At 36.1% G+C, this 18,548-nt stretch carries 13 protein-coding genes, 1 tRNA gene and 1 pseudogene; 8 read left to right on the top strand and 7 right to left on the bottom strand.

Annotated features, from left to right (window positions below; all coding sequences use genetic code 11):
• Nucleotides 1-6: 6 nt before the first annotated feature.
• Both ACKPCE_RS12780 and ettA read right to left on the bottom strand, forming a co-directional pair.
• On the bottom strand, nucleotides 7-2,757 hold the full coding sequence (locus ACKPCE_RS12780) for a TonB-dependent receptor (RefSeq protein WP_319505466.1): 2,751 nt from the start codon (nucleotides 2,755-2,757) through the stop codon (nucleotides 7-9).
• A 217-nt stretch (nucleotides 2,758-2,974) separates the two neighbouring features.
• On the bottom strand, nucleotides 2,975-4,663 hold the full coding sequence (ettA, locus tag ACKPCE_RS12785; RefSeq protein ID WP_277638411.1) for an energy-dependent translational throttle protein EttA: 1,689 nt from the start codon (nucleotides 4,661-4,663) through the stop codon (nucleotides 2,975-2,977).
• Nucleotides 4,664-4,804: 141 nt separating this feature from the next.
• On the opposite strand from ettA, the gene ACKPCE_RS12790 reads away from it, so the two are divergent.
• From ACKPCE_RS12790 to ACKPCE_RS12810, 6 genes are all read left to right on the top strand, one after another.
• A tRNA-Lys gene (locus ACKPCE_RS12790) sits at nucleotides 4,805-4,877 on the top strand.
• A 612-nt stretch (nucleotides 4,878-5,489) separates the two neighbouring features.
• Nucleotides 5,490-7,997, top strand: coding sequence for a DUF6035 family protein (locus tag ACKPCE_RS12795; protein WP_319505467.1), 2,508 nt, complete (start codon nucleotides 5,490-5,492; stop codon nucleotides 7,995-7,997).
• Nucleotides 7,998-8,328: 331 nt separating this feature from the next.
• Nucleotides 8,329-8,760, top strand: coding sequence for a DUF4372 domain-containing protein (locus ACKPCE_RS15720; RefSeq protein ID WP_462676490.1), 432 nt, complete (start codon nucleotides 8,329-8,331; stop codon nucleotides 8,758-8,760).
• Entirely contained in the window at nucleotides 8,642-9,082 is a 441-nt protein-coding gene (locus ACKPCE_RS15725; RefSeq protein WP_462676491.1) for a transposase, read from the top strand. The genes ACKPCE_RS15720 and ACKPCE_RS15725 overlap by 119 nt, the downstream gene beginning before the upstream one ends.
• 1,208 nt (nucleotides 9,083-10,290) lie before the next feature.
• On the top strand, nucleotides 10,291-10,665 hold the full coding sequence (locus ACKPCE_RS12805; RefSeq protein WP_319505468.1) for a single-stranded DNA-binding protein: 375 nt from the start codon (nucleotides 10,291-10,293) through the stop codon (nucleotides 10,663-10,665).
• Between the two features lie 617 nt (nucleotides 10,666-11,282).
• The gene (locus ACKPCE_RS12810; protein WP_319505469.1) at nucleotides 11,283-11,669 is read left to right on the top strand and encodes a hypothetical protein; all 387 of its coding nucleotides are present in this window, start codon (nucleotides 11,283-11,285) and stop codon (nucleotides 11,667-11,669) included.
• 392 nt (nucleotides 11,670-12,061) lie between these two features.
• On the opposite strand, the gene ACKPCE_RS12815 is transcribed toward ACKPCE_RS12810, so the two are convergent.
• From ACKPCE_RS12815 to ACKPCE_RS12830, 4 genes are all read right to left on the bottom strand, one after another.
• Nucleotides 12,062-14,629 (bottom strand): S8 family peptidase, encoded by a 2,568-nt coding sequence (locus ACKPCE_RS12815; protein WP_319505470.1) that lies wholly within the window; start codon nucleotides 14,627-14,629, stop codon nucleotides 12,062-12,064.
• Between the two features lie 9 nt (nucleotides 14,630-14,638).
• Nucleotides 14,639-15,643, bottom strand: a complete 1,005-nt coding sequence (locus ACKPCE_RS12820; protein ID WP_319505471.1) for an AAA family ATPase — start codon at nucleotides 15,641-15,643, stop codon at nucleotides 14,639-14,641.
• Nucleotides 15,644-15,647: 4 nt separating this feature from the next.
• Nucleotides 15,648-15,851, bottom strand: a complete 204-nt coding sequence (locus ACKPCE_RS12825; protein WP_319505472.1) for a helix-turn-helix transcriptional regulator — start codon at nucleotides 15,849-15,851, stop codon at nucleotides 15,648-15,650.
• A gap of 153 nt (nucleotides 15,852-16,004) precedes the next feature.
• Nucleotides 16,005-16,364 (bottom strand): site-specific integrase, encoded by a 360-nt coding sequence (locus tag ACKPCE_RS12830; protein ID WP_319505473.1) that lies wholly within the window; start codon nucleotides 16,362-16,364, stop codon nucleotides 16,005-16,007.
• A gap of 394 nt (nucleotides 16,365-16,758) precedes the next feature.
• Between ACKPCE_RS12830 and ACKPCE_RS12835 the strand changes: the two genes are divergently transcribed.
• Both ACKPCE_RS12835 and ACKPCE_RS12840 read left to right on the top strand, forming a co-directional pair.
• Complete coding sequence (locus ACKPCE_RS12835; RefSeq protein WP_319505474.1) at nucleotides 16,759-17,181, top strand: hypothetical protein; 423 nt, start codon at nucleotides 16,759-16,761, stop codon at nucleotides 17,179-17,181.
• A 63-nt stretch (nucleotides 17,182-17,244) separates the two neighbouring features.
• On the top strand, nucleotides 17,245-17,754 hold the full coding sequence (locus ACKPCE_RS12840; RefSeq protein WP_319505475.1) for a hypothetical protein: 510 nt from the start codon (nucleotides 17,245-17,247) through the stop codon (nucleotides 17,752-17,754).
• Here the strand turns inward: ACKPCE_RS12840 and ACKPCE_RS12845 are convergent.
• Nucleotides 17,732-18,188: pseudogene (locus tag ACKPCE_RS12845) on the bottom strand (KilA-N domain-containing protein); the annotation flags it as partial. The gene ACKPCE_RS12840 and the pseudogene ACKPCE_RS12845 sit on opposite strands and share 23 nt — an antisense overlap.
• Between the last annotated feature and the right edge of the window lie 360 nt (nucleotides 18,189-18,548).

Genomic DNA, 18,548 nt, shown 5'->3' on the forward strand with positions numbered 1-18,548 from the left:
AGTTCTTTAGAAGTTAAGTTTGAGGTTAACGCTATATGTACGACCAAATCCGTAGAAGATGCCATAAGCTGTTCTGTCATTATGGTCACCACCATCAATTGCGTCAGAAATATATTCTTGATTGAACACATTATTGATATTACCAACAAGTGTAGCATTAACTGAACCAAGACGGAAACGATAGCTACCGTTCAAATCGAACAGGTGAGCAGATGGGATACGCCAAGGAGAAGCATAACTTTTTTCACCGTTTAACAAGATGTCGCTGCTGCTGAAAGCCCAGTCTGCATAGTTTCTTCCTTGGAAGCTATAATCAACTCCTAAGCGAATGTCTTTGTTTATACGGAAGTCTGTACCCAAGAAAGCTGTAGTCTGAGCAGATCCACCTACTCTAACGTCTTTCAGGTTGATCTTCATAGAAGCATGATCTGCTGTTTGAAGACCTGAAGCATGTACAACTTCAACCTTACCTGTATCTGCATTCTTTCCGTAAGATTTTACAGGCTGTCCTGTTGAATCATAGAAATAACCTTTAGCATTGCTGGTCCATCTCCAATCTCCGATAGAGAACATACCTTTGATGTTTAACCAAGTAAGAGGTTTAGCTACAAAGTCAAGTTCAATACCTTCGTGGGTAGCGTTAACGCCACTCATGTTAAGGCTCAAACGGTCAACAAATGTATCACCGTCTTTTACATCAATACCTTTTGACATAGTTTTATCTTTCCATTCGGTATGATATGCATTGATATTAGCAGTAAGGAACTCAGAACGGAAACCATAACCTAGTTCCAAAGAGAATATCTTTTCATTAACAGCATCGGGGTTAGTGATGTTGCTAGTTGTAGCCTGCAAGAATGCACCACCTGAAAAGAAAGGAGCACGACTGATGTAACCTACGTTTGCAAATACGTTGTGATTCTCAGTTAAGTTATAGTTCAAACCTCCTTTAGCAGTCCAACCAATGAAGTTTACCGTTTCTGATTTTTCATGATCTGCATCATAGTAGAAACGGTCACGACGCCAGTAACTTGTATTTGATAGTGAACCGGCAACAAAAGCACTTAATTTGTCCTTGTTGTATTCAACTTGACCAAACGCACCTTCTGACATTACAAAACCATCATAATCGCGGTAAACTACATCACCCACTTTAAGTTTCTGGTTTACAAAAGAAGAACCGGCTGCTGCAGCAGAATTGTTAGTTGCTGAAACTCCTGATCTTGATGAAGAGTCAACATAATACTTACCTCCGTAAAGGTCAACAATTTCATTGGTATGAACTCCTTTGTAATAGCGCAAGTCAACACCTCCGTAGAAATCAATATTATCAGTCAGCTTATTAGTATAAGTTGAAAGAAGACCGTACCAGTTATGGAAGTTCTTTGATTTAGACATCACCATTAAGGAACCGTTGCTGCTTGCCTCATTGAGGTCATATATTTGATCGTAAGCAAATGTTCCGTCTGAATTTCTAAATGTAGTATTGAGTGTACCGTATGAACTACCGTACCAGTTATTTCTGTCAGTGCTTGTTAAACCTTGACCGGAATAGCCGTATCCACGTCCAATAGAAGTATAAAGAGCAGTACTCAAGCTAGATTTAGAATTAATCTGCCAAAGGTGGTTCAAAGAAATCTGAGGTTTGTTATATACATTATAAGCTGATTTCTTTCTTTCACCGTTGGGCCCAAAACCATAAGAAGGGTTGTATTTGTAAGGATCATCACCGTTCATGTAGTTTTTAGCAACTGATTGCCAGCCTGCAATGGTTAAACCGTCATTGTTGTTACGTTGATTGTGCCATTGAGGAGCTCCGAAAGCTGTTAATGATAACTGATGATTTTCATTGAAACGTTTTGTGATGTTCACAAACCAATTGTAACCTTCAAATTCTGTTCCTTGAATATATCCGTCACCCCAAGTTTTTCCACCGAGCAATGTGAATGCCCAGCCTGATTTTGAAAGACCGGAAGAAACGGTGAAGAGCATCTTGTTGTATCCGTCATTACCAATTCCGTAAGATACACTTCCGCCCTTTTTAGCTTCAATCGTATTTGTTACAATGTTAATAGAACCACCCACTGAAGGAGCAGCAACTTTTGAAGCGCCTAACCCACGTTGAGTTTGCATGCTACGGGTTACGTCGGAAAGTCCGGCCCAGTTTGACCAGTAAACGCCACCCCATTCCATGTCATTCATTGGAACACCGTTGATCATCATTGCAATATTCTCACTCTTGAAACCACGCATGTTAATTTTAGAGTCACCGTAACCACCACCTTGTTTGGTTGCATACACACCCGGAGTTGATTTCAATATTTCAGGAAACTCTTGAGTTCCCAATCTTTCTTGAATAAATACCGGTTCAATGGTAGAAACTGCTACCGGCGTTTTGCGGGCAACGGCAATTGAAGAAGTTATTGTTACGTCGGCAAGGGCCACTGCATCAACTTCCAAATTGATAACTCCCAAGTTTACCTGACCTCTTTGGGTTACCTTTTTCTTAAATTCCTTGTAACCAAGAAATTTAACTGCTAAAGTTGAATTGGGAGCCACATTCAGAGTAAACTGACCATCAACGTCAGTTACTGTACCCTGAGTAGTGCCTACGACAGTAACAGCTGCACCGATCATCGGATCACCGTTTTCTGCATCCACAACTTGACCTTTCACTGTTGTCTGGGCTATAGCCGTAGCAGCGGAGCATACCGACAGCAAAGCAACCAGCAGGAAATGAATTAGATGTCTTCTCATAATTCTTTTTGTTAAGTAATTGAATTTGTTAATTAATGATATAATCTCTCTTGAGCACACAAAGATAATTAATATACTTTATATGTACATTACAAATCTATTTCATTTTTTAAGCATTCAAAGCAAATATATGCTATATAATTAAAAAAAATAACGGAGGTTACGAAATTATTTCAAAATAACTCCATACCTCCGTTACCTATGAGCAGTAGAAAACTTAATCTTGCATCAGTTTCCTATATCTAACACGCTTGGGTTCTTCGTTGCCAAGACGTTTCATTTTATTCTCTTCGTATTCCGAATAGGATCCTTCAAAATAGAATACATTGGAATCTCCTTCGAAGGCCAGAATGTGGGTACAAATACGATCCAGGAACCAACGGTCATGCGATATGACAACGGCACATCCTGCAAAATCTTCCAGACCTTCTTCGAGTGCACGAAGTGTGTTTACGTCAATATCATTGGTCGGCTCATCGAGCAGCAACACATTGCCTTCTTCTTTCAAAGCCATAGCTAAATGCAAACGATTTCTTTCTCCACCCGACAGCATTCCGCAAAGTTTTTCCTGATCACCGCCTGAAAAATTAAAACGTGACAAATAGGCACGTGCATTCACATCACGACCACCCATTCGTATCAATTCCGCTCCTCCGGATATCACTTGGTACACACTTTTTTCGGAATCAATGTCTTTATGCTGCTGATCAACGTAAGCCACTTTCACGGTTTCGCCTACTTCGAACTCGCCTTTGTCGACCTTTTCAATTCCCATGATAAGGCGGAAAAGAGTGGTTTTACCTGCACCGTTAGGACCGATCACTCCTACTATACCGTTGGGCGGAAGCATGAAGTTAAGATCGTCAAACAGCAGTTTGTCGCCATAGGCTTTGGCAACGCCTTTGGCTTCAATCACTTTATTACCCAGACGGGGACCGTTGGGGATGAATATTTCAAGCTTTTCTTCTTTTTCTTTCTGATCTTCGTTAAGCAACTTGTCGTATGAATTCAAACGGGCTTTTCCTTTGGCCTGACGGGCTTTGGGGGCCATGCGCACCCACTCTAACTCGCGCTCTAAAGTTTTGCGGCGTTTGCTGGCTGTCTTCTCTTCCATCTCCATGCGCTTGGTTTTCTGATCCAACCAAGAAGAGTAGTTGCCTTTCCAGGGGATACCTTCGCCACGATCTAGTTCGAGAATCCATCCGGCTACGTGGTCGAGGAAATAACGGTCGTGCGTTACGGCAATTACCGTTCCTTCGTATTGCTGCAAGTGCTGCTCCAACCAGTCAATAGACTCAGCGTCGAGGTGGTTGGTTGGCTCATCGAGCAACAAGATATCGGGTTTCTGAAGTAACAAACGACACAAAGCGACTCTGCGACGCTCACCTCCCGAAAGGTTGGCAACCGACTGATCTTCGGGCGGACAACGAAGGGCATCCATAGCACGCTCTAGTTTGCTGTCGAGGTTCCACGCATCTGTTGCATCAATAATATCCTGCAATTCGGCCTGACGGGCAAAGAGTTTGTCCATCTTTTCGGAATCTTCATAATACTCCGGTTCACCAAACTTCAGGTTGATTGCTTCGTATTCGGCAAGGGTGTCAACAATGGGTTGCACACCTTCCATCACAATTTCTTTCACGGTTTTTGTGTCATCCAGATAAGGTTCCTGCGCCAGGTATCCCACAGAATAACCCGGAGAGAAAACAACCTCGCCCTGATATGACTTTTCAAGACCGGCAATAATTTTTAGCAGTGTTGACTTACCCGATCCGTTGAGACCAATGATACCAATTTTGGCACCATAGAAGAAGGATAGGTAGATGTCTTTCAATACATTTTTGTTGGGTTGGAAAGCTTTGCTAACACCAACCATTGAGAAAATAATCTTTTTATCGTCAGCCATATATAATAAGGTATAAATAATACATCTGAGAAGACCGTTACCGACCTTTTCGGGACAAAGATAAGAAAAACACTTGAATTTATTTGGATGTGCCGATAATTCGTTTTACCTTTGCACCCGCTTAACCGCAATAAAAGGATTGATTCGCTAGCTCAGCAGGTAGAGCACAACACTTTTAATGTTGGGGTCCTGGGTTCGAGCCCCAGGCGGATCACTGAAAGAAAACGCAAGACGCTAATTATCAAGCTCTTGCGTTTTTATTTTTATAACTTTGCACCACGTTTGCACCACTGAATATCAAGAACAGCTCTACCGTTTGTGGCTGCAAGTTCTTTGATTCTATTTTTGCTTTCCAAAAAAGAACTACCCGACGATGATTTGATTCATCCTCCTTTGTCCTATACCCTCTCGTACCTTATAGTATTAGCCTAAATAAGTTTAGTATCTTCTTGTATATATTATACAAGAAGATACTAAACTTATTCTGATGACTATTAATAAAGTTAAAAAAACAGGTTTAGTAACCTCTTGCATATATTATACAAGTACCAAAGTAAACTTGTACTTTACCCTTTATACTCCTATCTTTTTTGGAAAGCAAGATAATCTTTCCTATTTTACTGGATCACCCGAAATATCCGGTGCTGATTCCTGAATGTCTCAATAAGCTAATTCATAGATAATAAGTAAAATGTTAAATTTATCATTCTACCCTTTATTTTGTCATATTGCAAAGGTTGAGATTTAAAAAGATTTCTCTTATACTTTTTCTTATTATCAATAGAATAGCTATCTTTATAAGAATATTTGATTTAATAGTTAGTCTATGAGTTATACAGTAAAAACATACATTAAAGTAAGTGATGAAGAAAGGGAACAGAAAACAAGTGATGTTTTTTTTCTAAATCAAGATGTTGAAAGCAGGAGATTAGAACTTTTCAAAATAAGAAATGAAGAAGTCGAATTATACAAAAAAGGAAAGAATCTGTATATATGTGGATACTGTAAAAAGCCTATCCGCATTTGCGGTGGACGAGGAAAAAATAAACAGTCTTTGCACTTTAGACATTATGGAAGAGATAATAAAGAATGTAAATATGAAAATAAGGAGAGACTGACGGATGAACAAATTTTGCGAATTAAATATAATGGAGCCAAAGAAGGGAAAAAGCATGAAAACTATAAGAATTTTGTAGCTGAACGGCTTTTGAGTATTGAACATCCCAAATTGTCAGTTAAAGATGTCGAAGTAGAAAAAGTGTATAAAGATAGAGCTATCTCCATGGAATGGAGAAAGCCAGATGTAATGGCTACTCTTCCAGATAAAAAGATTGCTTTTGAGTTACAGTTCTCAACCACTTTTTTAAGTGTCATTGCTGCTAGACAGGAATTCTATCGAGAGCATAAAATATTCATTTTTTGGATATTTGACAAATTTTCTCTTGAGAAGGGCCAGCAGTCCTTTGCTCAATTAGATATATTAGTTTCTAATAACTATAATGTCTTTGTCTTAGATGAAGAAGCAAAAAAACTCTCAATTCAAAACAACGATTTATATTTAAAATGTTATTATATAACATATAGAAATGAACATGGAAAGTTATCTGAACCAATCTGGGAATTTCAGTTGATTTCATTCTCTCAGTTGATTTATAATAATGAAGACTATAAAGTATTTGCCTGGGATACAGAATATAAGAAAAAAGAAATAATAAATGAAATAGCAGAAAAAAATAGCAGAAAAGAAGAAGCTGAACAACAACAGGATATTCACAAAAAGAAAATCAGTAGTTTTTTTTACCTAATGGAAGGTGTAAATAGAGATTTTGATTTATCAGTTATCAAGAACAGTTTATCAAATATTAAATTTATAGAACTTATACCTCGTTTATATTCGACATTGGATTCAATAGAGAATGAAGGTGCTATACTTGCATTAAGAAATGGAGAGAATCTGATTGCCATGCTTCTGGAATATTATAAAATAGTTCAAGGGAGCCATTCATTTAACAAACTAAATGAATATAATTATAGATATAGCCTGGCTATTGTAGATTGGATAATAAGAAAGATAAAAGAGAGCGACCGAATTGTTTTGGGTGAATTAGACGAAATATCATCTGTTACTCGAAATGTACTAGTCACAGAACTTAATACTATTGTTAAAGGCTTTTTATATAACCAGAGAGCTGAGATTCTGAAAGAGAAAATATCAATAATCAATATCCTTATATTGGTATACGATAAACTATTCTTAATAGGAATGAAAGAGAAAATGACACTATTGCGTAACATCGTTTATGAATGGGAGAACAACCGTAGACTAAAATATATTAAAACCAAACAGCAGATTCAACGCTGGAAAGTAATTCAGAAAGTTATAGAAAATAAATATAAGAAGCTGGAAAATAAAAAAGAGGAATTTCAAATATTTGTAAATGAGTTGGATAAGATTTCACTAAGCACAAAAAGTGCGGAAATGGTATTTGATGTTTTTTGTAGAAATGAGATTCCATCATCTTTCTGTATAAATGAATCAAAAATTTTCTATTCTAAGTGTATAAATAAAATTTCTTATTTAAATATTAAGCAATTATATGGCGAGTGTCAAAAATATGAGCAGGAATATGGTGACCTCTATGTAAACTCAGTCAACGCAAAAAAGAATTTAGAACAGCTCAAAAAGGATACTGAGACTGGATATTCCGAGATTAACGGTAAAGATTTCTCCTTTGTTTTTATTGTCCAAAAAGGATATCGAGACCTTATATATTGTAAGAGTAAGAAATATCCAATTTTCGGTTTAGAAAAACTATCTGATTTTGATTTTGGAAATAATCCAGATTACATATACTACATTAATATAAAGCCCATCATGGAAAAACATCAAAATATAATATCTAATTATGAATATAATACAATGCACAAAATAGAAAAAGTAAAGATAGATATATTTGCAATTCTTAGTCGTGAATTGAATGCCCTCAAATTAAGTCTTGCGAATCAAATTTTGTCGCTTGATTGTAAAATTAGTAAGAGTCACGATTTGTTAACAGACTTGAGCTTCATTTTTAAAAATAAAATGAAAGAATCTGGATTTTGCTCATATCTGAATGCTGCCTTTTGGGAAGGAAAGTGCGGTAAAACCATTGTCCCTTGTTGGATATTCGTAAATAGGTCAAAGTATATAGATGGCGATTGTTTAATCCCTCGACGAGATAACTGTTTACTATTCGGTGAGTTGAGCGAAGATTATTCTTATTCTAGTGGATATTGCAATGACTATGATCCGGATACAGCCAAAAGTGAACTAATGGATTATTTTGAATACTAATGCTTTTGAAAATAATTAGTTTACGACTATGGAGATGCTTTAAGTGAATATTGAATATAGTATACAAATAAGAAATGTAACAAAATATCTTCATTTATATACATCATGTTTATACTGCCCTTCTTTTATCAATAAGAATAGATAATAGTAAACTGCCTCTCCTTGACTTTCCAACAAGAAACTGGAAGGAAAGGGACATACATTTATTTTTAGCTTCAATGCTGCCCCATTAAAATCCAAAATAGTTCTTTGAAATATAGTTAGTTACAACGTTTTTACGATTAAACGGGTTTCAATTCTCAACTTTGCAATTCTTAAAATAGATTTGCAAATGCATAAGGATAAATTCGTTTTCGCTCAATTCATTTCATTTTTGGATAGAAACAAGCTCAATTATATTGTTCGCAAGTACGATGGCGACAAGTATGTGAAGTATCTCACTTGTTGGAGCCAATTGCTTGCTTTGATGTTTGGTCAACTTTCCAACCGTGAAAGTCTGCGAGATTTAATTGTTGCTCTTGATGCTCATCACTCTAAATGTTATCATTTAGGAATGGGTAAAAATGTTTCAAAATCATCCTTAGCAAGAGCTAATCAAGATAGAAACTATCACATTTTTGAAGAGTATGCATGCTATCTTGTAAATGAAGCAAGACAGAAACGTGCTACAGATATCTTCAAACTCGGTGGTAAACGTTTACGCTTTCGATTCAACTATAATAGACTTGTGTCTTGCCGTCTTTTGGTGGGCAAAGTTTCGTAAAAAGAAAGGAGGAATCAAAGTATATACATTATATGATGTCGAAACACAGATACCCACATTCTTTCATATCACTGAAGTGTCTGTACACGATTCTAAAGCGATGAATGAAATACCTTATGAATCTGGATCTTATTATATATTTGACCGTACTTACAACAACTTCAAGATGCTATATAAGATTCATCTGATCGGAGCTTTTTTCGTTGTCAGAACAAAAAAGAATCTTCAATACAAATCTATCAAATGGACACGAAGGCTACCTAAGAATGTACTTTCAGATGCATTGATCGAACTAATTGGATTTTTTTCTAGGCGATATTAGCCGAAACAACTTCGTTTAGTCAGATATGGGGATGTAGAACAAGAACGTGAATTTGTATTTCTTACTAATGCAAAGCATATTTCCGCCCTTCAAGTTGCTGAACTTTACAAAAATCGCTAGCAAAGTGGAGCTGTTTTTCAAATGGCTAAAACAGCACCTCAAAATCAAAAAGTTTTGGGGTACTACCGAAAATGCTGTAAGAATCCAAATCTATGCAGCAATGTATACTTACTCGCTGGTGGCAATTGTTCAAAAAGATATGCGACTAGACAGAAGTGCATACGAAGTTATACAAATATTAAGCATCTCATTAACGGATAAAACTAATTTTAGAGACCTCTTCAACAAAACTATATTTCAAAATGACAAAGAACGAGTTAGTTCTAATGAGCCAAGTTTCTTTAATTTTTAAAACGTCTCAATTTTAATGGGACACGAGTGATAAGTGATATAATAGAACGATACAATAAGCATAAAAAGGAAAACTTAGGAATTTAAAAGATAAATCTTCTTTTTTTGTAAGGCAGAAAGGAAGACAATAAAATAGAATAATTCTTGCACCAGCCGTACCTCTTATACCAGCTTTCTGCCCTTCGGGTTGTCCACTTATATCTGTTCCCATTTCGCAAATTGCGACCATGCCACTTTATAGAAATATAGAAAAACATTCCTGAATGGATTTCTATTGCATCATCTTTTCATGGGAGGCAATAATCGTCAGGCCCATTACAAGACGTATTTTGTATCACGATCTTCCCTCCATTATGACCTCATATATGCAACATCATCTGTACCATCCAATAGACAGATGCGCCATTAGAAAACCGTTCATGCAACCACCGCATCTGGCTGATAACAGGCTTCTTTTACTATATAGACTTTCGTTCAACCACAAGTAAATTCTTTACTTGCCGACATGAATGGCTAGCACTCCTTTATCAACCCCCACTACAATATTTCAACTCTGTTTCACCATTGCATTTTGGGCGAAATCACATCATTTTTCTTAATGCAAAGCTGTAATGCAGCACCGCTGTGGCGGTTACGGGACATTTCATTCTAACCAATGGCGTATCGGCACAATCTTCCTTTTTTTTGATGCTCGGAATAAAAAAGAGTATTGAACCGCTATCCTTGGTGCTGCCCTATGACTGCAATATCTTGGTGCATTATAAAAATTGATTGTATAACTTCTAAAATTTATCGTTATGAAGAAGATTGAAAATTCTTTTGCAGTTACAGGTTTCATTGGTAAGGATGCTGAAATCCGTCAATTTACTTCCGCAAGTGTCGCAAAATTCTCCTTGGCAGTCGGTCGAACAGAGACCGTTGGCAAAGAAACCAAAAGAGTATCAACTTTCATGGCTGTGGAGGTTTGGCGCAAGAACGAAAGCGCATCCTTTGAACTATTGAAAAAGGGACAAATGATAACCGTTCATGGCTATTTCAAACCTGAAGAATGGAGCGATGACAAAGGCAAACACAATCGCATGGTAATGGTTGCCACCGAGTTTTTTGCTACTCCTGAAAAAGATGAAGCTCCTGCAGAGCAGAAATCCACATCAAAGAAAGTCAAGAAATAATTCTTGGCTCTCTCTAAGAAAAGCGGCTTTCTAGTCGCTTTTCTTTTTGCTCATTACATTCCTCCCTCCCTGTTATAACTGCTACTCACCTCTTTTCATCTATTATCAAATTCCTCCATTTATAACCACAAAATGAAATCTTGTGTTCGTTAAACGCCAATAGGCATATCTTTCTTTTGGAAAGCAAAATAGAATTTTAATGCGCCTCTCTGTTTTCCTGCCGCAAAGTTATGTCCGCTATATTTCCACCAATGAATCATGGATGTTTTTTAATCCTGCGGATAAAAACGTCAATGAACCCTTGGCTTGAAAATCTTTCAGCGAACAGATGGGAGCAGCGTAAAAAGGAAGCTTGAATATTAAAATCCTCCCATTGTTTAACTTTTAAACTTTCGATTATGCCAAATTGATGTTCAATAAATTATCAGATTGTAGGGAAACAACAGAATGTTGCAAATCTCTTTAAAGGACTGCAAAAAGTTCTCAGTACAGACAGAAGCGATAAAAAGAAAGATTCATTTTTGCCTAACGCTTCGTGGCTCAAATATGTCGCTAGTGACATTTTGGGCATTGACCCTGAAAAAGAATGTGTCCCATGCAGGGGTAGCATTAGTTATATGGATGAAGAGATGGACGATGATGGAAACCTAGCTAGTTTCACTTTATCCACAGAAACCGCCTGGTCAGACTGCCGGAAGTTATTCTATCTGCTTTCAATCAAGTTTAACGTAGAAATATTATTCTACACAGAGGAACTCGAATGTGGCATTCATGAAACCAATAACGAAGAAGGACGTTATTTTGATACCAGTTACTTGTTGGATAACTCTGAAAATGAAATGAGTTATTACAGCTCATTTGACGATTTTACGAAAGAGATTGAAGAAATGACCGATGAAAAGCCCGGTAAGTTTGAGGATGTTGACGATATTCTTGAAAGACATGAACTTTCAAGAACCATAAATGCCTATCAGATTGATATTTTTTATCTACAAGACTTCTAATTCATTTTTTTCAGTAACTCCGCCCAGTCAATCCCGATTATCACAAATAGTCGGGATTTTTATGTTCTACTGACTATTACCGCATATCCTTTTATAAGATGGTTTGAATAAGCCTTTCCGATTGGGCGCCTTGACACTTTGATAACAGACTGTATATCAATAGCTATTTGAGGATAAAACACTGAATCCACCGTGTAATCCTACACGAAACTGGTTTATATTAGTGTTATTTCGAGCGCAAAGAGATACAGTCTGTTTTGATTTTACAGTCCTTGTTAAGTTTTTTTTATGAAATCAATATATACAAGAAAAAATGATTTATTATCACACTATAATACCCTACATAAGCCATGTTCATCTATGATAATTATGTATCGTATGCAAAATATGAATTAAAATAAAGAGCTTTGCCCAACAATAATTGGAGTTAATAACTTCTCTCTGACTTCTTGGTAAATAGGTATATCTATTTCTTCTGCAACTTCTAATGTTACGGCTATAGAATACGGTATTAAATATTTAAAATCTATAGCATCTTTTTTACATGTAACTCGTATTGCAATATTCCCATCATCTTCAAATGCTACAGCATTCTGACCTACAAATACTTCATGTTGTAAAGTGCCTTTTTTTACCTTCTGCCATTGTGCATCATCTCTTTTTACTCCAATAATAGCACTATCAGCTTCAAAATAAAGATTTGCCATTCTGTATTTTTGCGTATTAGACGCAATAGGAGTAAACCATGACAAAGTTACTGTAAGTTTTCTATTTTCTGGTCTACCGGAAAGCGAAGGAGGTAGAGGAAATTTAAATAAGTGTGATGTATCTTGTCCGATCTCTCCAAAACCAAGAATTGTGACTCTTTGTTGAGTACATTCTTGAACTTTACTGATGTCTGGGATTCCATATCCAATCCAATCAGTGATAACCTTTTCTATGTCACTATTATTGTATTTACCATTTAAGATTCTTTTAAGATTTGTCTCTAATTCACCCCAGGAACATCCATGTGTTAGGAGCGTCTTAATTATTAGAGGTAGATATTGACGATATTGCGGCAAAAAATAATCCTCCTGAAATAGTTCCTTTAAGGTATCTGTTATCTGGATGCCTCTACGAGTAATTAAAGCTGCGGCATTACTAGTTCCTCTAACAAACCAAGTTTTACTCAAATCATCTGCTGGTGCAGCGACTCGATTACCTGGCGATCCGAAATGACAAGAAAATTTTAATGGTGTTGGTGTCAAATCCAACAAAGGTTCATCAAAAAATTGACTTCCACCATAATAAACAAAATCAGGCTTTATAGATCTCCTATAACCACCGCCAAAAGAAGAATGAACATTTGGCAACATGTGCAAAGCCGGATTTATTCTTCTTTCATAAGGATTTGCAGGAGAATTATCTACACTAATCGAACCGACTGTAAGATTATTGATGCTCTCTGACGGTGATAATATTCTTCTATTTCTTCTATCTTTTATAATAGTATTATAGATAATATCTTCCTTTTGCTGGTCACTTAATATTTTGAAATCCTTATATAAGATTGGCATTTCAAGGGAATTAACGTGATTACCTGCACTAATTACAAATAATACATTGTATTTCCAGCTAAGCCAGTCTAATAATTTTGCAGCAGGGCTCATCGAATGAAAAAAAAGTATCGAACTATCTCCAATAGACAAATTGATGAGTTTAATAGAATCAATAGGATCACTATCTAGATCCCCATCGAATATTCTTTTAACAGCTCTGTGGAGTAAATCAACAAATAATACATCGCTAGGTACCTTCTCTATCGAATTAGACATCCCAGCTACAGGCTTCATTACAGGTCTAACATATAATGGAGTTGATATTGCTCTCTCATTATCATTGATATCACCATGAATTATTAAGGAACTCATTGCCGTTCCATGTACTCTATGTTGAACAATATAACCATCACTATAATCATCAGGATCATCAACCACAATTCGATTCGATAGCTTCTGATGATTATTAACAGGAAGCCCATCGAAAATTGCCGCTTCAGGTTCTCCACTTGGCAATTTCTCATTCAACGATTCATCGTTAATTAGCCTATCGACTTCAATTTCTGAAATAATTGCTATTTGTCCAGATGGTCTAAAAAACATTACCTGATCACATCTCACCAATTGAGTGTCTTGGGTGTCAATAATATCCTGTATAGCAGTTGATGGTAATTCCACTAAAACACCATGATAAGATATTTCCTCTATAACAGCGTGAACTAGGCATCTACCATTTAATGATTCAATAATAGCAGATATCCTACTAAATGAGGCATCTCTTTTTTCAGGAGATGTACTAAACCATAATTGTAACTCAAAACGGATGATTTGTTCATTTGCTTCGATATCTTGCTTCCAATACTCAATGACGTTTGTTTCAATTAAACGATCCTGTACATTCCATCTGCGAATGGTATTAAGTTGCTTAAACAATACCTTAAATCCATTTAAACCTCGTTGAAATTTGATGTTTGGATTAATAGAATACTGCTCCCATAGAGATAGCATTTCAGTCAGAGCTCTCTGGTTAGTCATTGTTAAAAATAATCTTCCTTGAAGATTTTGCTCTTCTAATCCTGCTTCAGCGTAATGAAAATCATCAGATGGATGGATATCATCCAATTCTATTTCGCCCATCCATTCCAAACCTTCCGTGTTTTTGATTGCTGTAACGAAACTCTCTACATTACCTATAGTTTCAAACACGAGTACCTGTTCTGGATCTATTCCAACAGGTGTGTTTTGAATGTCAGCTCTCTGATTTTCAAAAGATCTACGTAATGTCTCAAACAATGGAGATAATCGTTCTGTTTGTCTATCATTTGAAGGAAAATGTATCGATTTGGGAACGAATTGATTTCCAGCAGTTCTTTGAAGTGGAATAGGTTCAGGGAAAAATAATAAAGGATAATTTGCCATAGATATTATTTATTTTTGAGACTCTGAATCAGAGATATTATTTGCTTTGCTTTTTAATTCATTAGAAACAATGTCTTTCATATTTGAATCTGGCAATGATAGCACATACTGTCTTAATATTGACAATCCAAATTCTTCTAATTCAGCATAATTTATTCCTAATAATTTTTTAGCTATTGTTTCGGATGCATATTCAAATCTAATTTTATGCTTATGCTGAAATTCATCTAACCATGAGATGATATTAACTCTTGTCGGAATTGGTAGTGATATTTTAATCTGAAATCTTCGCCATACGGCTCTGTCTAATAATTCAGGGTGATTTGTGGCACCAATAACTATAACGTGACTTGGAAGATTGTCTATTTGCAATAACAAAGAACTGACCACGCGTTTAATCTCTCCTGTCTCATGGGTATCGCCACGTTCTTTCCCCAGTGTTTCAAATTCATCAAAAAACAGCACGCATTTTCTTGTGCTAACATAATCCATTAGTTTTCTCAATCGTGAGGCTGTTTCTCCCAAATAAGCACCAACGAGACTGTCATATTTCACAACAAACAATGGTATCAATAAAGCTTCCGCATATGCTTCGGCTATGGATGTTTTTCCATTTCCTGGAGGGCCAATAAGAAGAATCCGATTTCTTGGTTCTAATCCATAAGAGCGCAACAAATCAACTCTAAATTGTTCTTGAATAAATTGATTGGATAAAGTAACTACGTCTAATGGTAGTATTAAATCAGTCAATTTTTTTATAGGCGTAATTTCGTCGATCAGATTTTCTGCTCGATAATCTAATGTTACTTTACCATTGGTATTTAGGTTGATGTTATTATTTGAACTATCAATAGCTCTATTTTTATTCAGCTCATTTTCTATTTTGTCAGCTAAAATAGTATGTTGTTTCTTCCTTTCTTCAGAAATGATTGCTTCAGTAACTTTTTTGACCATAGGCTTATTTCCTGTGATCGCATGTCGTATCAAGTCTACTATTAAATCTGCTCTAGCCATTATTTTATTTCGTTTTATTGAAAAGTTCTCTTATATCTATATCAAGCAATTTCGCTATCTGATAAAATGTCTCTACTCCAGGCTGACTCTCATTTGTGCACCAACGAGATATAGTTGCTGCATTTTTACCTAATGAATCAGCTAACCATTTATTCGTTTTCTTATTTTCAGCAAGTGCGGCCTTAATTCTGTTTATCTGAATGCCCATAGTCTAAATAATTGATGTTATTTGCAACAATAATTGCTTTTTATATATGCTTAGGCAAAAGTACAGATTTAATTTTGAACTACAATGCACGAGCTCGTAAATTATTAAGTCTTCAGTTGTGCACATGAAAATTCACACCGATCTTTTGTCTAACTAAAATACCTCATTCATTTTCTCCTTCATTTTTTCTTTGTCGGAAATGATATAGTAGTGCCGATAGATAGTTTGTGGAAAGTTGCCAGCAAGTTCCGCAACTTGAAGCGGATGAAAACCCTCATCAATCATCTTAGAGATATAGCTATTACGGGCGGTTCCCCATGTAACTCGTGATTTGACGCCGCAGTGGTCGCAGATTTTACGTAGCGTCTCGTTGACTTTGGCGTTTATCCGTTTTACTCGTCCGTAGAGTTTGGATTGAGTAGGATTACACCGCTTGATTGTCGGAAAGACATACTGAATACGAACAGTTCTGTCAGCAACAACGGTATAAGCTATTGATGGGATAGCTTCCATTAGTCATCCTTTAGTCCATAATAAGATACGCTTGTATTCATATATGGACTAAAAGGAATGTTTTCTAATATGAGTGAATAGGATTATATATCCTACCTATTAATAAATACTACTTATAGTAATTACTAAATAAAGTAAATCGGCTGCAAACTGCTTCGTAAACACTCACAGCTCCTTACATAGACTTCGAGCGAGATATTGTATGCGGTCTTTGCCATAGTTACAGTATTGATTTACATCGCCGACCTTCAAAAAAATAATTTTTCCAAGCAAATCACTATTCTTGCACTTCTATTATTCAGCTAAAAAAGACTAACTTTGCAGTATGAAGAAAACTCTAACTACATTTGTATTTTTCTGCTTGACACTCCCAATCTATCCACAACAATGGGTAATGGATGAAATTGCAGACGAGGCTCGCGATAATGGAATAAGTGGATTCGATGGCTTAGTCGGAGTGGTGATAATTGTTGGAATTATTTATATAATAAGTAACCTGATACATAAAGAAGATAAAAAAAACACCACTGACTATAATCCGAATGATGAAATAGATTATGATACTCTCGAAAGGCTTGAGGAACAAAAAGAACTTGAAATGATAAACTATGACCTCTATGAAAAAGAGATAGAGCCCAATTCATTCAATTCTATAGATGTGTTGGGTTCAGGAATTGATATCCAGGAAATTAAACCTATTTCAAAACATAAGGTAGCAGAAACAGATAAAAGAACTGAAAAAAATATTAATAAGGACGAAATACTCCGTTCCTTATCAGCCGAATGTTACGTTGATTTAGGTCTCTCTGTAAAATAGGCCTCAGTTAATATCGGAGCAAAAGATCCGTTTTCCCTAGGCTTGTATTTTAAATGAGCTTCTTTGGAAGGTCTTGACATTCCAGACGAAGAGGCTCTTCTGAAATATCTTAAGCAAGATTACCCATCTGAATTGGGAAATTTGAAATTAATCATTAGTGGAAATCCTCAATATGATGCTGCATGTAAATATACTCATATGATTGGAAGAATACCAACCAAAGAGGAGTTTCAAGAGTTAATAGATAAATGTGACTGGGAATATATAGAAACAGAAGAAAATAAGGGTTATAAAATAACTGGACTCAATGGCAACTGTATTTATTTGCCTTTGTATTATACAACGTTTGTTAACTATATGTATCAAACAATGCTGACTATCGCTATCAGCTATATTTCTGGAACACCAAAATTAGAAAATGGCCCTAAGTTTGAGGATTCAAGTTCTTATAGTTTACATACAACAAATCTTGTAAATAACAAGAGGGAACTTTTTATTACTGTGGAAGAAACATTCAAAAAGTGTTGCTATCCCATTAGACCGGTTTTAAATCAATATTCAACAGACAGATAAGCTCATTGATGGTGGCATAATCACGAATGTTGCCTTTCAGTTTGGGATTAGCTTTACGCCACTGTTTCGCTGTCATGTTAAACATCGCCACGTTCAACACATAGGCTTCGTTGGCATAGATAATGCTTGTCTGTGTCGGAGTAATCTCCGACGGTATCAGATTTCTCTTGATAGCATCAGTATGCATGCGATAGTTGATTTTCGACAGTTCACGTTTCGCCGACCAACCGAGCTATCTTTGTTCTTTAGCCGTTTAAACACCTCAATAAGGTAAAGTTTAAAAAGAACACTGATTGCAGAGCCGAACTCAAATGCAGTATCCTTATAGGCGTAAGTTCCACCAGACGTCTTTTTTTTATGACAATGCCAACGGCATTAGTACACCCTATCCATTCGGAAACATTTGATACAAAAGACAGAACCCCGCACTCATTCTAACGTGGTTGTAAATAACAATGCTAACCGTCCCGCCATTGCAGGGTTATTCTAGAATGCCCACCCTTGCTAGCTCCTTTTATATGAATAGAAAGTCATCTTCCCGATCCTGCCGATGGAATATTTTTCAGCAAATGTATCAAATGTCATTCCAAATATCAAATCCAATGAAGCACAAGTGCCTGTAAAAATCGTCCTAGTATGAATGCGAGCGTATTTTCATCATTAGATTTGCCTTATTGGCACCACTTCCTTTGCAAAGCCGAAAAATCTACTTCAGCAGGTTATTGACATGATGCAAATCTAATAAAAATTTAAGTAGATAGTACGTTGCTAAACCATTAGCATTTTCAAAACTA

The sequence above is a fragment of the Bacteroides graminisolvens genome, assembly GCF_963666085.1.
Taxonomy (GTDB): Bacteria; Bacteroidota; Bacteroidia; order Bacteroidales; family Bacteroidaceae; genus Bacteroides; species Bacteroides graminisolvens.

Bases quoted from the DNA above. Each gene is read 5' to 3' on its own strand.
- ACKPCE_RS12830 (WP_319505473.1), bottom strand. From the start codon at position 16,364: ATGGAAGCTATCCCATCAATAGCTTATACCGTTGTTGCTGACAGAACT.
- ACKPCE_RS12810 (WP_319505469.1), top strand. From the start codon at position 11,283: ATGGATGAAGAGATGGACGATGATGGAAACCTAGCTAGTTTCACTTTA.
- ACKPCE_RS12815 (WP_319505470.1), bottom strand. From the start codon at position 14,629: ATGGCAAATTATCCTTTATTATTTTTCCCTGAACCTATTCCACTTCAA.
- ACKPCE_RS15720 (WP_462676490.1), top strand. From the start codon at position 8,329: ATGCATAAGGATAAATTCGTTTTCGCTCAATTCATTTCATTTTTGGAT.
- ettA (WP_277638411.1), bottom strand. From the start codon at position 4,663: ATGGCTGACGATAAAAAGATTATTTTCTCAATGGTTGGTGTTAGCAAA.
- ACKPCE_RS12835 (WP_319505474.1), top strand. From the start codon at position 16,759: ATGGATGAAATTGCAGACGAGGCTCGCGATAATGGAATAAGTGGATTC.
- ACKPCE_RS15725 (WP_462676491.1), top strand. From the start codon at position 8,642: ATGAAGCAAGACAGAAACGTGCTACAGATATCTTCAAACTCGGTGGTA.
- ACKPCE_RS12780 (WP_319505466.1), bottom strand. From the start codon at position 2,757: ATGAGAAGACATCTAATTCATTTCCTGCTGGTTGCTTTGCTGTCGGTA.
- ACKPCE_RS12805 (WP_319505468.1), top strand. From the start codon at position 10,291: ATGAAGAAGATTGAAAATTCTTTTGCAGTTACAGGTTTCATTGGTAAG.
- ACKPCE_RS12825 (WP_319505472.1), bottom strand. From the start codon at position 15,851: ATGGGCATTCAGATAAACAGAATTAAGGCCGCACTTGCTGAAAATAAG.
- ACKPCE_RS12820 (WP_319505471.1), bottom strand. From the start codon at position 15,643: ATGGCTAGAGCAGATTTAATAGTAGACTTGATACGACATGCGATCACA.
- ACKPCE_RS12795 (WP_319505467.1), top strand. From the start codon at position 5,490: ATGAGTTATACAGTAAAAACATACATTAAAGTAAGTGATGAAGAAAGG.